14 protein-coding genes and 1 tRNA gene are annotated in these 16,735 nt (G+C 35.3%); 13 read left to right on the forward strand and 2 right to left on the reverse strand.

Translation table 11 applies throughout. From position 1 onward, the window contains the following. Nucleotides 1-5: 5 nt before the first annotated feature. Nucleotides 6-470, reverse strand: coding sequence for an REP-associated tyrosine transposase (locus A7967_RS12395; protein WP_064435727.1), 465 nt, complete (start codon nucleotides 468-470; stop codon nucleotides 6-8). A gap of 613 nt (nucleotides 471-1,083) precedes the next feature. Beyond that, a tRNA-His gene (locus tag A7967_RS12400) sits at nucleotides 1,084-1,159 on the reverse strand. Nucleotides 1,160-1,442: 283 nt separating this feature from the next. On the opposite strand from A7967_RS12400, the gene A7967_RS12405 reads away from it, so the two are divergent. The 13 genes from A7967_RS12405 to A7967_RS12465 all read left to right on the forward strand — a co-directional run bounded on the left by A7967_RS12405 (nucleotide 1,443) and on the right by A7967_RS12465 (nucleotide 16,725). After that, nucleotides 1,443-2,261, forward strand: a complete 819-nt coding sequence (locus tag A7967_RS12405) for a mechanosensitive ion channel family protein (RefSeq protein ID WP_054204450.1) — start codon at nucleotides 1,443-1,445, stop codon at nucleotides 2,259-2,261. Nucleotides 2,262-2,293: 32 nt separating this feature from the next. Next, complete coding sequence (locus tag A7967_RS12410; RefSeq protein WP_054204449.1) at nucleotides 2,294-3,070, forward strand: DUF481 domain-containing protein; 777 nt, start codon at nucleotides 2,294-2,296, stop codon at nucleotides 3,068-3,070. A gap of 260 nt (nucleotides 3,071-3,330) precedes the next feature. Next, nucleotides 3,331-3,819 (forward strand): transcription/translation regulatory transformer protein RfaH, encoded by a 489-nt coding sequence (rfaH, locus tag A7967_RS12415; protein WP_054452800.1) that lies wholly within the window; start codon nucleotides 3,331-3,333, stop codon nucleotides 3,817-3,819. A 973-nt stretch (nucleotides 3,820-4,792) separates the two neighbouring features. Next, nucleotides 4,793-5,911, forward strand: coding sequence for a polysaccharide export protein (locus A7967_RS12420; RefSeq protein WP_054204447.1), 1,119 nt, complete (start codon nucleotides 4,793-4,795; stop codon nucleotides 5,909-5,911). A gap of 10 nt (nucleotides 5,912-5,921) precedes the next feature. Beyond that, entirely contained in the window at nucleotides 5,922-6,356 is a 435-nt protein-coding gene (locus A7967_RS12425) for a low molecular weight protein-tyrosine-phosphatase (RefSeq protein ID WP_064435728.1), read from the forward strand. A gap of 14 nt (nucleotides 6,357-6,370) precedes the next feature. Beyond that, nucleotides 6,371-8,608, forward strand: coding sequence for a polysaccharide biosynthesis tyrosine autokinase (locus A7967_RS12430; RefSeq protein ID WP_064435729.1), 2,238 nt, complete (start codon nucleotides 6,371-6,373; stop codon nucleotides 8,606-8,608). A 38-nt stretch (nucleotides 8,609-8,646) separates the two neighbouring features. Beyond that, the gene (locus A7967_RS12435) at nucleotides 8,647-9,882 is read left to right on the forward strand and encodes a lipopolysaccharide biosynthesis protein (protein ID WP_064435730.1); all 1,236 of its coding nucleotides are present in this window, start codon (nucleotides 8,647-8,649) and stop codon (nucleotides 9,880-9,882) included. 86 nt (nucleotides 9,883-9,968) lie between these two features. Next, the gene (locus A7967_RS12440) at nucleotides 9,969-11,483 is read left to right on the forward strand and encodes an asparagine synthase-related protein (RefSeq protein WP_064435731.1); all 1,515 of its coding nucleotides are present in this window, start codon (nucleotides 9,969-9,971) and stop codon (nucleotides 11,481-11,483) included. Nucleotides 11,484-11,604: 121 nt separating this feature from the next. After that, complete coding sequence (locus A7967_RS12445; protein ID WP_157756411.1) at nucleotides 11,605-12,831, forward strand: O-antigen ligase family protein; 1,227 nt, start codon at nucleotides 11,605-11,607, stop codon at nucleotides 12,829-12,831. Beyond that, nucleotides 12,824-13,906, forward strand: coding sequence for a glycosyltransferase family 4 protein (locus A7967_RS12450; RefSeq protein ID WP_064435733.1), 1,083 nt, complete (start codon nucleotides 12,824-12,826; stop codon nucleotides 13,904-13,906). Before A7967_RS12445 ends, A7967_RS12450 begins: the two co-directional genes overlap by 8 nt. After that, nucleotides 13,903-14,694, forward strand: a complete 792-nt coding sequence (locus A7967_RS12455) for a glycosyltransferase (RefSeq protein ID WP_064435734.1) — start codon at nucleotides 13,903-13,905, stop codon at nucleotides 14,692-14,694. Before A7967_RS12450 ends, A7967_RS12455 begins: the two co-directional genes overlap by 4 nt. Beyond that, entirely contained in the window at nucleotides 14,694-15,920 is a 1,227-nt protein-coding gene (locus A7967_RS12460; protein ID WP_054204439.1) for a glycosyltransferase family 4 protein, read from the forward strand. Before A7967_RS12455 ends, A7967_RS12460 begins: the two co-directional genes overlap by 1 nt. A gap of 256 nt (nucleotides 15,921-16,176) precedes the next feature. Further along, nucleotides 16,177-16,725: a GNAT family N-acetyltransferase gene (locus A7967_RS12465; RefSeq protein ID WP_064435735.1), complete on the forward strand. Its 549-nt coding sequence runs from the start codon at nucleotides 16,177-16,179 to the stop codon at nucleotides 16,723-16,725. Nucleotides 16,726-16,735 lie beyond the last annotated feature (10 nt).

Raw genomic sequence — 16,735 nt, forward strand, 5'->3', positions numbered from 1 at the left:
TAGTGTTAGTTATTCAGAGGGGGCAAATAAATACAATCCCAATGGGGGTAATCACCAAGTTGCTCAACCATTCCCGCTCTAATTGGGTTGGCAGCTATGTACCTTGATTGATGCAATAAATGTTTTTCATGTCTAATTAATGAATCATAGAAACCAGATTGCCAAATTTTCTCACTTTTATTTTTGTGCATTGAAAATGATGTACGTCCTTTTACTTTGGCTACTACTGAAGAGAGTGGAGTGTGCGTTTTAAGTTGAAATAACCAATGCACATGATCGGGCATTACTACAAAGCATATTGTTTTTGTTAAACCATTTAAGTCTGATTTTTTTAGTGAATTTATTAGAGCTCGTGCATTGTTAAATTCTGCAAAATATTTAATCCGTTGATTTGTGCACGTCGTCACAGAGTAATAGTGGTTAATAGTTGAGTAGCGATGTTGGCGTAATTTGTATGAATGAGGTTTCATTTTAATCCTTTAAATATAAAACTATTTAATAAAGTATAGATTAAATTATGCATTCGGCGCTAAAGCGCACTCCTACGTGTGGTGTATAGGTAAATTATTCTGTAGGAACAGGCTTTAGCCGTGATTGGTTTCATTGAATCACAACAAGGCTCGGGTTATGTGCAAAAACAATCGGCGCTAAAGCGCTTTCCTACGGGTGGGGTATGTGTTTTTTGTAGGAATCGGCTTTAGCCGTGATTGGTTTCATTGAATCACAACAAGGCTCGGGTTATGTGCAAAAACCATTCGGCGCTAAAGCGCACTCCTACGTGTGGTGTGTAGGTGGCTTGTTTTGTAGGAACAGGCTTTAGCCGTGAATGGTTTCATTGAATCACAACAAGGCTCGGGTTATGTGTAAAAGCCATTCGGCGCTAAAGCGCTCTCCTACGGGTGGGGTATGTGTTTTTTTGTAGGAACAGGCTTTAGCCGTGATGTTTTATGGCTCGGGCAATGTACAACAGCCAATCGATGTTAAACATAAAAATGTTCAGCCAAGGAAATTAAAAGATTAAATTGAATCTAAAAGGGTTTTATAAAAAATGAAGGATATACTTTGAAATAAGAAAGGAAAAGATGGGGCGATTGACGGGGCTTGAACCCGCGACAACCGGAATCACAATCCGGGGCTCTACCAACTGAGCTACAACCGCCACAACACACCTTGTTTGGTGTGGCGCGGATAATACATAAAATTATAATAGTTGTGAAGGCCTAGCAGTAAAAAAAATTAAAATAATTACAAAAATCGCTGCATTAGCTTAAAAAACGATCTCAACTGCTGTTTTTATATAGTTAATTCAGGTTATATCGCCAAAGAGCTTTAATCATTAAGGCTCTGTTTTATTTATTACGCTATAAATTAATAAAACAATAATGTTAAATAAGATATAATTTATGCAGCATAGTGCTCAACAATGAATATCAGGAGTGAATATGGATACAGTAATTAACTGGCTAAACGAAAACTCAGGGCTAATTTTGCATTACGGCATTCAAGCGGTAATAGCATTAGTAATATTTTTACTGGGTGGTCGTGTAGCTAAATTTTGTTCAAACTTAACAGAAAAAGCATTCGACAAGAAAAAAGTAGATAAAGCGGTTGGTTCGTTTGTATCAAGCATTGTATACGCTATCGTATTCATGGCGACGATCTTAATGGCACTTTCGCAAATTGGTATCGAAACTACGTCATTTATCGCTATTTTAGGTGCTGCAGGCTTAGCGGTAGGTTTAGCGCTTCAAGGCTCACTGTCTAACTTTGCATCTGGCGTACTAATTATTTTACTTCGCCCATTTAAATCAGGTGATTATGTTGAAGCTGGCGGTAAAGCAGGAACAGTTAAAAAAATTGAAATTTTCTCTACTGAATTTCGCACACCAGACAACAAAGTAATCATCATGCCTAACTCAGCAATCATGTCAGGCCCAATTGTTAACTTCTCTCGTGAGAGCACGCGTCGTATTGATTTAGTGATTGGTGTTGGTTATGACGCAGACTTACGTAAAGCAAAAGAAGTGCTTAAATCAGTGCTAGATAAAGAGCCTCGGTTACTAAAAGATCCAGCGTATACAGTTGCAGTATCTGAGCTTGCCGATTCAAGTGTTAACTTTGTAGTGCGTCCTTGGGTTAACTCTGGCGATTACTGGCCAACGTATTTCGATTTAATGGAAAATATCAAAATCTCATTAGATGAAGCTGATATTACAATACCATTCCCGCAAATGGATGTTCACTTTCACAAGCAAGATTAATCAACGAAACAAGTAGCAAAGGTTATTTTTTAATGAAATTAAAGCTTTTATCAATTTTAGTTGCAGCATCTGCTGCAACTAACGCATTCGCTGAAGAAACTAAAACATGGGATGTTACCAGTGAGTTAGGCGCTATTATTACGAGCGGTAACACTGAAACAACCACTTTAAAAGGTGGGATCAAGGCACTCCATAACCTTGAAAGCTGGAACAACGAATATAGAATTGACGGTCTTTATAAAGAAGATGAAGTTGAGAACAGTGCAGGCGTAAAAGAAACACAGCGCACAAACGAAAAATATTCGTTATCAGCACAAGGTAACTATAAATTAAATGAAGATCACGCTCATCTATTTATTTATGGCTCACATGTGTCAGATTACTTTGGTGCGTTTCGCAACGAATCTGTAATTTCAGCAGGTTATGGCCAACGTTTGTTAGATCGTTCAGACATGTGGTTAAACGCAGAGATAGGTCCTGGTTATAAGTATTTTAAATACCCAGCAACAAGTACCGCAGTTGATAGTGATGGCGTATCACTTGCGGGTGAATACGAAGGTGAAGTAATTGCCCTAGGTAAACTTGATTACACCTGGAAAATATCAGACAACGCAAAGTTCACTCAGCTAGTGGGTATGGAATACGGCGATACAAATACCAAAACGCGCTCAGAGACAGCGCTATTAGCTAAAATTAACGGCTCGTTACAAATGAAGGTTGCGTACAACATTACGCACAACTCAGATGTGGCTAATGATAAAGAAAATACAGATACCGAAACCTCATTAACGCTAGTTTACAGCTTTTAATATTGTTTTAGTTAAAGTGTTTTGCATAAAGGGACTTAGGTCCCTTTTTATAAGCATTAAAAAGAACTTTTGTAATAATTTGTAGATGAATTCTTTTGTAACTAATTAAAAGCTATAAAGTAACTAAAAGCGAATGCTTATATGAAAAGTTTTAATGGGGTTTTATATAGACAGCCCCCCGAATCAACGCGTATAATCCCCGAGCTTAAATAGAAGTTGGCAGTTTTTTAAGTTAGTAAGCTAGTGTTTTAGGGATTGATATGGATAGTTGGTACTTATTATTTTGTAAGCCTCGCCAAGAAGCGCGTGCGCAGGTTAACTTACAAAACCAGGGAATGGAAGCGTTCTTCCCCCTATTAAAAACAGAAAAGCTGGTTAAAGGTCGTCGTACTTTTAAAGAATCAGCATTATTTCCTAATTACCTCTTTGTACGCTTAAACTCACAGCAATGCAATTTTTCTGCGGTAAAAAATACCCGCGGCATCAGTGGCTTTGTATCGTACGGATCGTCATACCAGATAGTCCCCGATTTGCTCATCAGCGAACTGCAAAAATTTCAACCTAATATTGATTCTCAAAACCTGCCTAGCTCAGGTGATTTAGTCTATTTAAGTAATGGATCATTTAATGGTGTTCAAGCAATTTACCAAGAACCTGATGGCGATATGCGCAGCATATTACTGGTTAATCTACTCAATCAAAAAATAAAAATGAGCGTAGATAACCGCGATATCAAAAAAGCAGGATAAATTTACGTATGTGGGGCTTTACGCCACGCAAATGTAAGGTTGGATAAATGTTAAACCTGCGCGAGGTAAACTCCCGCCTACGGGTTGGCATTGGTGTTTAATTTGCGTAGGCGGGGCTTTACGCCGCGCAAATGTGAGGTTGGATAAATGCTAAACCTGCGCGAGGTAAACTCCCGCCTACGGATTAGCATTGGTGTTTAATTTGCGTAGGCGGGGCTTTACACCGCGCAAATGTAAGGTTGGATAAATGCTAAACCTGCGCGAGGTAAACTCCCGCCTACGGGTTGGTATTGGTGTTTAATTTGCGTAGGCGGGGCTTTACACCGCGCAAATGTAAGGTTGGATAAATGCTAAACCTGCGCGAGGTAAACTCTCGCCTACAGGTTGGCATTGGTGTTTAATTTGCGTAGGCGGGGCTTTACGCCGCGCAAATGTGAGGTTGGATAAATGCTAAACCTGCGCGAGGTAAACTCCCGCCTACGGGTTGGTATTGGTGTTTAATTTACGTAGGCGGGGCTTTACGCCGCGCAAATATGGTTTAAGGCAATGGTTAAGATGAAGCGAAGCCTACGTAGGCGCCCGCTTTAGCTGCGATTTATTATCTCAGCGCTAAACAATTTAAAATGTATTTATCAGTACGTAGGAACTGCAACCTAGGGGCGGAAGCGTGTCCGAAGTACCATTAAGCATTAAAAGTTAGGTTAACCGTACTATAAGTACCTATTTTAAGTATCGAGTCAGCTTGTTTTCAGGTTTAAGCGTTTATATTAAGTAAGCTATTTTGCGTGATAAAATACCGAATGGGCACTCTTTGTTAATCAAATTACAAAAAAGTTAATTGCACGCGCGATAACTGTACGGCCGACCTTGCGAAGCGGGTAGAGCCATGGTTTAATTAGCCTGCGAAAAATAGCAGCAATTACCTTAAAATACGCTGAAAGTTTTAGAATTTAATAATATTTGGGAATTAATAATGGCGCTAAGCTGTAAAACACTTGTGGCATCGTTCACTTTGCTCACAATGACAGGTTGTACAATCATCCCCGGTAGCCATTTCGAAGGAATCGAATCGGGTGAGAAAACACGAAACCTAGAGCAAGATCTTGAAAAAGTAAATATTCAAATTATTGACTCATCATTAATTTATCAGCAAAAGCAGGCGAGTAAAAAAATCAAGCCACCATCAAATCTCGATGGTATAGATACGCATGATTATGAATATAAACTTGGTGTTGGTGATGTATTAACTATAGGTGTATGGGATCACCCAGAATTAACAATACCAGCAGCGGTACAACGTACAGCAGAATTTGATGGTTTTAGGGTGCAAGCTGATGGCACCATTACCTACGCGTACGCACCAAATATTCCTGCTGCAGGTAAAACAGTTGGCCAAATCCACAAAGAATTAGTAAAACGATTAAGCCGCGTAATAGAAGACCCACAAGTTGATATTAAAGTGGTTGGTTTTAGAAGCCAAAAAACCTACATAACAGGGGAGGTTACTAAACCAGGCGTATACCCAGTAACAGAAATACCACTCACATTAATTGATGCACTTAATCAAGCTGGCGGCTTAACCGAAGCGGCAGACTGGCGCACAGTTACTTTTACCCGTGGCGAAAAAACAGAAGTTATTAAACTTGATGACTTTTATGCGCATGGCGATATTTCACAAAATCGCTTATTACAACATGGCGATATAGTGCATGTTAATCGCAACGACCTACAAAGTGTATTTGTACTTGGTGATGTTAAAAAAGCAGGCTCGGTAGACGTAAACCGTTATGGTTTAAATTTAGCTGAAGCACTCAGTGAGTCTGGTGGTTTAAACGAAAACACAGCAAACGCAAACGGTGTTTTTGTATTACGTAAACGCGATTTAGAAAAAGACGGCATTATTGCTGATGTATACCAATTACATGCCAAAAATGTTGCCGCACTAGTATTAGCTGAGCAGTTTGAATTGCAACCGCACGATATTGTATATGTAACCTCTGCGCCGTTAGCTCGCTGGAACCGCGTAATTAGCTTATTACTACCATCTATCGCGACAGTTGACTCGATTGATGATTTAGCTACAAGACAATAAAAGGAATACGATGTTTGATTCTATCTTAGTGGTATGTGCAGGGAATATATGCCGCAGCCCAACTGCTGAATACGTATTAAAAAGTAAGCTAGCAGGTAAGAATATACATGTTTCGTCGGCAGGGTTAACAGCCCTTGAAGGTAAACCTGCTGATGCAACAGCAAAGCAAATTGCTGTAAGTCATGGTATTAACATGGATGAACATCAAGGCCGTCAGTTATCATCAAGCTTAGTGGCACAAAATAGTGTGATTTTAGTGATGGAGCAGCGGCATTTAACCGATTTGTGTAATCGCTATCCAGAAGCGCGCGGTAAGGCTTTTTTATTGGGTAAGTGGTTAGGCGATAAAGAAATCCCCGACCCTTACAGGCAAAGTCTAGAAGCGTTTGAACACGTATACGAATTAATCGACAGCGCCTGTAGCGCTTGGCAAAAGTATTTATAAGGATAGGCTAGTACATGAATGCTCAGCCCACTGCATTAGCAGCAAACAAACAAAACACAGTACAACAAGCAAGCCAAGAAATAGACCTAATGGCACTATTAGGTGCATTAATTGATCGTAAATATTTTATAATTGCGTTAACAGCCGCCTTTATGTTTATTGGTGTAGTTTATGCTGTACTTTCGACCCCAGTATACCAAGCAACCGCGATGATCCAAGTTGAAGACGGCGGCGGCTCAGTCCCTGGTTTTGACGATATGGCCGGCATGTTTGAAAGCACATCAGCCGCAGTAACTGAGATTGAGCTATTAAAATCGCGTTCAATCATTGGTGAAGCCGTTGATAGCTTAAAACTCGATATTATCGTTGAGCCAAAACTCTTCCCATTTATTGGCGGCCGTTCATTTCGTAAATTTACACCAATAACTGAGGGTGACTTAGCTGAAGCTAGCTTTGGCGCAAGCTCGTATGCGTGGGGCGGCGAGAGCGTTGATGTATTTAGGTTTGATGTACCACGCTCAGCAATAGGTTTTGAGTTTATTTTAGTTGCACAAGCTAATAATAGTGTTGCTTTATTAAATGAAGACGGTGAGCAAGTTTTAGCTGGGAAAGTAGGGCAAGAGCTTACTAATGGTCAATTTAATTTAACTATTCGCAGTTTAAATGCTCGTGCAGGTACTGAGTTTACAATTTTACGTAAAGACCGATTAAATACCATTTTAGACTTGCAAGCCGCAATAGGTGCAAGCGAAAAAGGCAAAGATTCAGGTATTATTAACTTAAGCTTACAAAGTATTAAACCAACTAATGCTGAAAAAGTACTAGAAAAAGTAGCAGGTATATATGTACGCCGCAATGTTGAACGTAACAGCGCTGAGGCTAAAAAATCGCTCGATTTTTTAGAGGTACAACTCCCTGAAATTAAAAAGCAACTTGAGTTCGCTGAGCAGCGCTTTAACGATTACCAAATAAAACGTCAATCAATTAATATTACTTTAGAGACTCAAGGCGTATTAGAGCAAGTAGTAAAGCTTGAAACTAAATTACAAGAGCTAGAACTTAAGCGGTTAGAAATGAGCCGTAAGTTTAAAAGGGACCACCCAACGTACCAAGGTTTAATTGAGCAAATTAGTGCTGTTAATGAGCAGAAAAAAGAATTAGTTGGTGAGGTAGGTAACCTACCAGAAACTCAACAAGAGTTATTACGTCTAAAACGCGATGTTGAAGTAAGTAACCAAATTTACACATTGCTATTAGGTAAAACACAAGAGCTGGATATTATACGTGCAGGTACTGTAGGTAACGTGCGCATTATTGATTCAGCCGAAGTAAATACATCAAAGCCTGTTAAGCCTAAAAAAGCCTTAATTGTAGTTATGGCAACTATGCTAGGTGGCATGCTTGCAGTAGCTATTGTATTAGTGCAAAAAGCCATGCACAAAGGGGTAGAAGACGCTAATGAAATTGAGGCAATTGGCCTGCCAGTATACGCCAGCGTACCGTACTCAGATTATCAAGATAAGCTAACTGGCTTTAGTAAAGCACTCAAAAACAAAACGAGTAAGCCAAAATCAATATTAGCGCTTGATAACCCAGCAGATTTATCAATAGAGGCACTGCGTAGTTTACGTACCAGCCTGCACTTTGCGATGATGGAAGCAAAAAATAATATTATAGCAATATCAGGGCCAAGCCCAGGTGTAGGTAAATCATTTATATCAGTTAATTTAGCGGCAGTGCTTGCACAAAGTGGTAAAAAAGTACTGATAATAGATGCCGATATGCGTAAAGGTTATTTACAAACTCAGTTTGGATTAAAGTGGAATGATGGATTAAGCGATTACCTATCAGGTCGCTTAAACTTAAGCCAAGTAACTAAACCTACAACAGTTGCAGGGCTAAGTGTAATTACGCGCGGCCAAATACCGCCAAACCCATCAGAGCTATTAATGCATAGCAATTTTAGCAAGTTGGTTGCAGAGGTAAGTGCTGAGTACGATATTGTTATTATAGATACCCCGCCAATTTTAGCGGTAACTGATCCTGCCATTGTAAGTGCGCACACGGGCACTACATTATTGGTAACACGCTTTGGTCAAAACCACATTAAAGAAATAGAGCTAACCCGTAATCGTTTTGAACAAAACGGCATAGACGTAAAAGGTGTAGTATTTAACGGCGTACTTAAAAAGGCTAGCAATGCTTACGGTTATTACGGTTACTATAACTACGAGTATAAATCGGATAAGTAAATATTTAAATCAATAATATATAATGGATATCTGTACGAATGAGCCAAAAGAAAGAAGTACTTAGAAATTTACTTAGTTTTGGTTCCATTGATGTTTTAGGCCTATTAATACCTATTATCACAATGCCTATTTTAACAAGGGCGTTAGGGCCCACTCAGTATGGTCAGTTGATACTATTTTTAATGATCATGGTCTTTGGGCATACAATAATTGATTATGGATCGCAGTTCATTGGAGTTAGGGCTTTATCAAAACGAAGAAAGAGTCATAAGTGTGTTAATGCTATTTATATGCGAGTTCAAGGTCTTAGAATCGCTCTGTCAGTAGTGTATTATTTTTTTGCATCTTTATATTGTTTTGTATTTGACCTTGGAAGTTTATCCATTTTTATTTATACATTTGGAGCTGTATATTTATTAGGTTATGCACTCACTCCGATATGGTTTTATCAAGGAATGGGTGATACATTCCCGTTACTAAATGTATCATTGCTTGTAAAAATGATACATTTTTTAGCTATTGTATTTTTAGTAGAAAATTCAGAAGATCTAATTATTCCGATTATGTCTATGACAATTCCATTAATGATTGGTGGATTGTTCCTGACATTTTTTGCAAAGAATAGATATAATTTAGATTGGCCTATTTGTCGTTATATTGTTCGTGATATAAAAAACGGCAAAGATGTGTTTATTGGTATATTGGCACCTAACTTATATAATACTCTACCAACTATAGTTTTAGGTACTGTTTTTCCATTAGCTCAGTTTGCTCAGTATGCAATAGCATCAAAACTTATATCTATTATATTTACGGTTCAAAATGTGATAGCTAAATCACTATTTTCCACAATGTCAGTTATAAAAACAAATCCGGTAAGAAAGCTTTTACTTTTGAATTTTGCAATTTCAGTAATTCCAATTTTATTTATTCTTCTTTTTGGAGAGAAAATAATAACAATGCTTTTAGGCCAAGCTTACGCAGATGTAAATAAATACTTTAGTATTCTTAGTTTAGGTGCTTTATTTTTAGGGTTGTCTAATGCTCTTTCAGTTGGGTACTTTTTACCTAAAGGTTACGATAAGTTATACAGAAATATATCAATTCGTGTATCAGTGGTTTCTGGTATTATTACAATTCTTACAATATATCAATTAGGATTAATGGGCGGCGCTATATCTTTGACTTTTGCACGCTTTCTTTTTTTGTTGGATTATAGTGTTAATTATCTTAAATTAAAAAATAAAAAAATGCAGTATAAAGCTTCTTGTTAAATATATACCATTATTTATATGGTTGTAGCTTGGTGGTTGTAAATTAAACAGAGCATTAATCTTTGCATGGAATAGAGTGAATAAAAATGATTGAAAAATACACGTTAAATGATCATAACTTGGTATTAAAAGGAGAGGGAGCTGGAGAGTTTCCACTGTATATATTTTTATCAGATAATAAAAAAATACTTTTATATTCATATTCTATAAATGAGTTGTTAAATGACCCCCATGTTAAAAATACTATCCAGATGTCTGAAGTTGGGATTTCATTTTTATTACAAAGTGGTGTAGTGCCCCCTCCCCGTACTGCTTATAAAAATATATTTATTCTAGGTATAGGTGATAAAGTTAAGGTCAGTAGTGAGGCTGACTCGATAATTTTAGAATTCAGCCATAATTTTCCTTTTATGAACTCTAAACGCCTTACTGAAAGTGATATGCAACCAGATGAAGATTTGATTTTAGAGATGTTAGCTGAGGCAACAATTAGTCGACTTGATACAAAGTCTCCAAGCTTTTTGTTTCATAGTGCAGGTAAAGATAGTAATAGTATTGCATTGGCTATTGCCGAAGCTGGTTGGCAAGATAAAATCACATTAATTACTCATAAATCTAAAGGTAAAGCTGATGAAAGTGGAATTAGTGCAAAAATAGCAAAGCAGTTAGGTTATAAGCATATTATATTAAATGAAATTGATAACTTAAATGATGATCATAAAAAAGAAATAGAAAAATACTTTTATAATGCACCATTCCCATGTGTAGATAATGTTTCACTTGCTTATCCATTGTATGCTTATCAAGTAAGTGATTTAAAAGGGGCAAATCTAATCTTTGGCGACGGGAATGATAGCCATATGATTTCTCCTCCAAGTAAACGGGAAATTAAATATTCAAATTTATCAAAGTATTCTGCAAAGCTTGATTTTTTAAGAGGGTATGTGAACTCTGAAAGTGTCTTTAGCCCTTTTTTAAGAACCCCAGCTGAATGGTTTGGTGTATCAGGTTTCTCATTTAAAGATAGTAAAGCGATATACTCAGATAGTGAATCTGTTTATAGTTACTGGAATAATGAATCAAAAATAAGAGTTGGTTGGGATATCTTTGATTACAAATCAGATATATATTCAACTAGAACAATTACAGAGCGAATGATTAGAAAATTGCATAATTTTGCAGATGTTAACAATGCGAATATTGTGTTGCCTTTTGCGAATGAACGCGTAGCTGAATATTTTGGTAAGATGCCTGAGTCATATTTATTTAGTAGAGAAACATTCAAAAACAAGTTGATTTTGAGAAAAATACTAAAAGAACGAATGGGATTAGACTCTGATATTATTGGTAAAATGGGTTGGACATATGACTCGCATGCGATTATTTTCAAAAATTGGGATTGGGTTTTGAAGGAAATGAAACAGAGCAGTCTTTGGGAGCAAGATGAGTTGTTCGAGGTGGTTTGTCGTTTAAAAAAAGTTATGCATAGTACTCATAAGTATTCAGGGCTTTCAGGAAGGTTGATTTATCAGCTTTTTTTATTATCAGCCTGGTCTAATAGAAATAAATATTTAAAAGACACCAAGCTACCTATTTTTTAAATAGGAATACAGTAAGTGCAAGATAAAAATTAGTATTGATGGTATTAGTTGAAAAATAAAATATATCACTATTCTGTTAATAGCCTCAGTATTTTTTCTCCATATAAGTCGGTAAAATATTTTGAATGTCACATATATTGAAAAATCTATTCTGGTTTTGTTTTTTATTTCTCCTTTTTTAGTTGTATTTAATCATATATTTAATCCAATCCCATTCTCCTTGATTAAAGAGTTAATACAGTTGCAATTGATTTTCATACTACTTTCAAAGGTTATAGATGCTAAATTAGAGCGGTTTGAATTGTATTGTTTTATCTTTCTAGTATATATGTTATTTCATATAGTGACGGTAAATGATTTTTATGCATGGATCGATGGTGTTAGGTATCAATTAGGTTATATTACTATAGGGTTGCTATTGATTATTAATAGGCAGCATTATCCGAAAATGCTTCCTAAACTTATTTCTGTTTTATTTTATGTATCTTGCCCAGTAATATTAATTGCTACTATAGAGTTTTTCGATTCAAAAATCATTGAATTACTTTACGGAGAAAGTAAAAGCTTATTGAATAACACCGAACTAGCTCTTGGCGAACGACTAATATCTACTTTAGTTAATCCCATCAATTTGGGGATATTTTTAACTTTGGGATTTGTTTCTGCTTATTTCATGCTTAAGGAGAAAAGAATAAACTTTGCTATTTTCTTTATTTATTTCTTGTTTGTATTGTTTGTTGTTTTTTTTACTTTTAGCCGAATTGCATTTTTAGCAATTTTATTGGTCTCTTTTTATTTTCTATTCAGTGGTGGAAGTTATATAAAAAAGATACTTTTATGCATTGCTTTTTTTATTGTTGTATATGCAATTACATTTTATTTTGACAACCTATTATTTTTAAATAATTTTAATTTGGAATTGATGCAAGAGCGATTTTTTAATATTTCAAATTCAAATACTTATGTTGAAAATTCGAGAGTTCAGAATTGGAAGGTTGCATTGCAAAATATAGATACAATTTTACTTTCACTTTGGGGGCTAGGTGTGGGATTTATCAACCCAACTGTTGAAGTTGGCGGTATTGTAGTTGAAAATATGTTTATAAGTATATTAATTGAATTTGGCATTATAGGTTTGTTATTTTATATTTTATATTTTATATTTTTAGTGATAGCTAGTTTTAGGCTTAAAGGTAATGAAAGATATTTTGCAGTTGGTTTTTTGATAGTTTATGCAGTGTGCGGTATGGGAAATGATTTGAATCGTAATTTCCCCTTTGTATTCTATTTTTGGATTTTTTCTGCCGCTATAGTATTAACATATAAAAAGGAAAAATGTAGTGGGTGATTTTAAAGGAAGAGCTTTCCATTTTGTTTATAATTATTGGGATTATAGTGGTGCAACGCAGCAGTCAATAAAGCTGGCTAAGGAAAGTAGTTATAAAACTATTTTTATCAATTCGCAGAAAAATAATTTATTTTTTTTAAATCATACTTCAGATAATAATAGAGAGGTAATAAATGTACCATCTTTATTGGTTTCTCGCATTTTAGCTTTGTTATATATCCTTATTTTCAAGGTGAAAAAAAACGATGTATGTCATTTTCATGGGTTTCATCATATACCTTTGTTTATTGCTTCTCTGCTCTCTCGAGTTTGCTTCTTTAAATGTACTTTAGAGGGGGTGGATGACCTCTATAGTTTAAAGTTGAGAAACCCAAAGTTTCTTAATTTTATATTGAAAAAAATAAAATTTATCAACTCTTTGAATGAAAAGATATTGCGTATAAATAAAGAGTCAAACTTATGTCACGACGATAAGTTAGTGGTGATTCCTAATGGGGTTGAGATTGAGGAAATTGACACTAGTCTAGTATATGAAAGAAATTGCTTTATATGTGTTGGGGCTGTGGTTCCAAGAAAAAATGTAAAGGAGGTTATTGAGTATTACATACATAATTATTTAGATTCCGAACTCCCACTTTATGTCATAGGGCCTGCAGATAATTCTATTGCTGAGTTTAATGAAGCGTATTTCCAAGAATGTTTACTATTAGCTGAAAAATATAGTGAAAAAATTTTTATTGTAGGAAATAAAAATAAGCAGCAACTTTTTGAATACTATAGGCGAGCTACAGCAATGCTTTTCTTTTCTCATAAAGAAGGTACACCGAATGTCGTATTGGAAGCAATTAGCTTTAATTGCCCCGTTATATATAAAAAAGCAGATGAGGTTGTTCGGTCGATTCTATCTATCAAAAAAATTGATAATTTGCAGTGTGAGACCACGCCTTCTTTAAAATCTTTATGTATGATATCTGAGAGTGGAGAACTTAGAAAAAGAGCCTTCGATTATAATATTAGAACGATACAAATAAAAACTAGTCAGTTGTATTCAAATATGGTGGAGGAGAGGGTTTGAGGTTATTAACAGTCGCTATATCAACTGTAAAAAGTGAGCGGGATAATGTTTTAGAGAAAATAAATAATTTATCTGGTGCAACAAAAGATTTATTGGACTTTTTAGTAGTATCTCAATTTGAAGACGAGTACCAAAATTCTTTAATTGGGGATATAAGGGTTGTTAAACTTACAGGTAAAGGGTTGAGTAAAAGTCGAAATCTTGCGATTCAAGAAACATCTACGGAGTGGATATGGTTTCAAGACGATGATTTTTCGATAAATGAGAACGAGTTATCTTTTTTAGTGAGTAGTTTATCAAATGGTGATATTGATATTGCGCTTATTAGAATTGGCTCATTGGAAAATAGTGAGAAATATTATAAAAATTATGTAGATTATTCAAAATACACTCGCTTATTATCTTTAAAAGTATCATCCATAGAAATCATAGCTAGAGTAAGTTTCATTAGAGATAAGGAAATATCTTTTAATGAAAAGTTAGGTTTAGGTACTGAGTTACCTTGTTGTGAAGAAAATCAGTTTATGCTTGATAGTTTTGATAGGGGGGCCAATATTAATTTTTTAAATAGAACCCTTTGTTATCATACAACTCTAGCGGAGAATCGAAAGATAGATTATGTTAAAAATTTAAAAGCTAAAGGTTATTTCCTTCGGAGGCTACCTGCTTATATATCTTTACTTCTAATATTTAAGTGGGCTTTTACTCTAAATACCAATTTTAGTTTTTTTCAAAATATCAAATTACTTACCAATGGTTTTTTGCTTAATGAAAGGATAAAAAAATAGTGCATATTTTATATCTCCATCAGTATTTTGCTACCCCTGATTCTAGTGCAGGTACTCGTTCATATGAACTGGCAAAACGCTTTGTTAGGAGTGGTCATAGTGTTACTTTGGTTACCTCTTCCGCGGCCTTTCCTGATAAGTATCACTTTAATAAAGGTTGGAATTATATAGATATTGATGGGGTTAAACTTTACGTATTACATCTCGATTACTCAAATAAAGACAGTTTTATAGCAAGAATTTGGAAGTTTATATATTTTTCAGTTAGATCAACCGTTAAATCTCTCTCAATATCTGCTGATGTGGTTTTTGCTACAAGCACACCATTAACAATTGCAATACCAGGGTTAATATTTTCAAAAATAAAAAAAGTACCCTTAGTATTTGAAGTACGAGATCTCTGGCCTGAACTACCAGTGGTAATGGGTGTAATTAAAAATAAGTGGGTCATTAAGCTAGCTACATGGTTAGAGAAATATACTTACAAAAATTCTAAGCGCCTTATTGGCTTATCACCAGGGATGTGTGATGGAATAATAAGGCATGGAGTCCCATCAAAGCATGTAACCTTGGCTACTAATAGCTGTGATACAGATTTATTCGATGTTGATAAAAGTGTTGGTTTTCGTTATTTAAAAACTAAATTAAATTTTGTTAATGGACGTAAGCTTATTGTTTATACTGGGACTTTTGGTCTGATAAATAAAGTGGGCTATATTGTAGGGTTAGCAAAAGCTGCACAGAAAATCGATCCTAACTTGTGTTTTTTAGCCATTGGCGATGGCATGGAGAAGCTACAAGTGATTTCTGAAGCAGAAAAAGCTGGAGTTTTAAATGATAACCTTTATATTTTACCGCCAGTTCCAAAAACAGAAATTGTAGAGTTGCTATCTGCAGCTGACTTATCTTTATCTCTTTTTGGGCCTGTTAAAGAGATGTGGCATAACTCAGCAAATAAACTGTTTGATGCACTAGCCTCACAGACTCCAATTGCTATAAATTATGGTGGTTGGCAGCAAGACTTTATTAGTGAGCATAATTGTGGCCTAAAGCTAGATGCAACTGATTATTGTAAGGCTTCAGAAAGTATTTCTAAATTTTTAAATACTGAAAGTGAATACATAACTGCTGTTGAAAGTTGTAAAATTCTTTCATATGAACATTTTTCGAGAGATATAATGGCAGCTAGGATAGAGAGTACTTTAATAGATGCAATTAATAACTAATTGACATATATTTTAAGGGTTTTGCTATTCCAAAAATTTGATGGGCGTTTAGATCGTTGATTTTTTTTGTGTAAGGTTTGCTAGTTATTTTAGTTTAGTAGTACGTAATTTAAAAAATTAATGGGTACGTTTTATAAATGTTTTTCTCATAAGATTTTTTGAGGTGTGGATTATATCCATATATTATTTATCATATTTACTGTTAAGCTTCTACTTGTATGAGTATCAGAGGGTATTTAGGGATGGATTATATTTTATGAATGTGTTTGGTGAATTAGTAACTCTTCGCTCGATCGAAAGAACCGATGCTGATTTCTTATTGGAACTCGTTAACTCCCCTGAGCTGGAGTATTGGGTTGTTGGTAGCTCTGTTCCGATATCTACAATTCAGCAAGAAAAGTGGATTGATAATATAGGCAACTCGCATACAGATATTCGTCTAATTGTAGAGAATAAAGAGGGGGTTGCTGTAGGCTTTGCTAATCTAGTTCAAATTGATCCTATAAATAGAACTGCAGTTCATGGTGTTAAGTTTGCAAAAGAATTTAGAGGCTGTGGGTACGCAAAAGATACTGTAATAGCTATTATGGAATATGCATTTAATACTCTAAATTTGAATAGGCTAGAGTCAACTATTTTGGAATATAATGATTCATCAATAGGCTTATATACTAAAGCATGTGGATGGAGCGTTGAAGGGATTAAAAAATCAGCTGTATATAAAAATGGAGTCTATAATAACCTTGTTATGATTGGCATTACAAAAGATGATTTTAAACAGCTTTCTTTAAAAAAGTGTAGTTAAGGACGTAACT

This window comes from Pseudoalteromonas neustonica (assembly GCF_001653135.1).
GTDB classification, from domain to species: domain Bacteria; phylum Pseudomonadota; class Gammaproteobacteria; order Enterobacterales; family Alteromonadaceae; genus Pseudoalteromonas; species Pseudoalteromonas neustonica.

Bases quoted from the DNA above. Each gene is read 5' to 3' on its own strand.
- A7967_RS12420 (WP_054204447.1), top strand. From the start codon at position 4,793: ATGGCGCTAAGCTGTAAAACACTTGTGGCATCGTTCACTTTGCTCACA.
- A7967_RS12435 (WP_064435730.1), top strand. From the start codon at position 8,647: ATGAGCCAAAAGAAAGAAGTACTTAGAAATTTACTTAGTTTTGGTTCC.
- A7967_RS12430 (WP_064435729.1), top strand. From the start codon at position 6,371: ATGAATGCTCAGCCCACTGCATTAGCAGCAAACAAACAAAACACAGTA.
- A7967_RS12425 (WP_064435728.1), top strand. From the start codon at position 5,922: ATGTTTGATTCTATCTTAGTGGTATGTGCAGGGAATATATGCCGCAGC.
- A7967_RS12395 (WP_064435727.1), bottom strand. From the start codon at position 470: ATGAAACCTCATTCATACAAATTACGCCAACATCGCTACTCAACTATT.
- A7967_RS12410 (WP_054204449.1), top strand. From the start codon at position 2,294: ATGAAATTAAAGCTTTTATCAATTTTAGTTGCAGCATCTGCTGCAACT.
- rfaH (WP_054452800.1), top strand. From the start codon at position 3,331: ATGGATAGTTGGTACTTATTATTTTGTAAGCCTCGCCAAGAAGCGCGT.
- A7967_RS12405 (WP_054204450.1), top strand. From the start codon at position 1,443: ATGGATACAGTAATTAACTGGCTAAACGAAAACTCAGGGCTAATTTTG.
- A7967_RS12465 (WP_064435735.1), top strand. From the start codon at position 16,177: ATGAATGTGTTTGGTGAATTAGTAACTCTTCGCTCGATCGAAAGAACC.
- A7967_RS12440 (WP_064435731.1), top strand. From the start codon at position 9,969: ATGATTGAAAAATACACGTTAAATGATCATAACTTGGTATTAAAAGGA.